Here is a 754-nt window from a genome sequence, read left to right on the forward strand (position 1 = left end):
AAGAAAAAGAATATAACTAAAATCACCTGTTTTCAAGATGAGTTTTCCCAAGGCAAATAATAACATAAAAGATAATACAGCCGGGCCGACATCCCCTGCGAAGCACACTGCCTTTTTGCGGAAATTGAAGAATCCAAAAACAACAACTCCCAATAACGTATAGATAAGGAAGTCCTGCTCGATAAAATTGATCTTGGTATTTACATAGGCTAAAAGACTGCCCATCACCAACGTGCAGAAAGCAGTCATACCGTTTATACCATCCATAAAATTGTAGGCATTGATTACACCTATCGTAAAGACAAAAGCCAATACCAAATAATACCAAGGATAGTTAAAGACACCAAACTCGTACACCATAAGCAAAACCGATGCAAAATGTACAGCTAGCCGCCAATTTGGATGTACACCCCTGATATCGTCTAGGAAAGAGATATAGGTTAATAGGGTTAAGCCTAAAAAAAACCAAGGATATTGGTAACTGGAGGAGATAAAATATATAATCGTGGCGGCATAAAAAATAACACCGCCGCCGCGTATGGTGATCTTCGTGTGCGAAGAACGTTCGTTGGGCTTATCAATAATATTAAACTTATTAGCAATCCTCAGATACAATAGCTCTAACAAAAAAAGGATTATCAGCGTAAAAATATAAGTCATAAAATATAATTAGTGAGTCAAATAAAGCTGTGCAAATATAATAATTTTAATTTTTATTTAAAAACGGATTAACCATTATATTCGCTACAAAAAA

Annotated in this window: 1 pseudogene; it reads right to left on the bottom strand. The window is 35.3% G+C overall.

The window, feature by feature from the left end:
- Window positions 1-627, bottom strand: a pseudogene (locus B2X72_RS19565) (UDP-GlcNAc--UDP-phosphate GlcNAc-1-phosphate transferase); the annotation flags it as partial.
- Between the last annotated feature and the right edge of the window lie 127 nt (window positions 628-754).

The sequence above is a fragment of the Sphingobacterium sp. UBA7253 genome, assembly GCF_002472745.1.
GTDB classification, from domain to species: Bacteria; Bacteroidota; Bacteroidia; order Sphingobacteriales; family Sphingobacteriaceae; genus Sphingobacterium; species Sphingobacterium siyangense.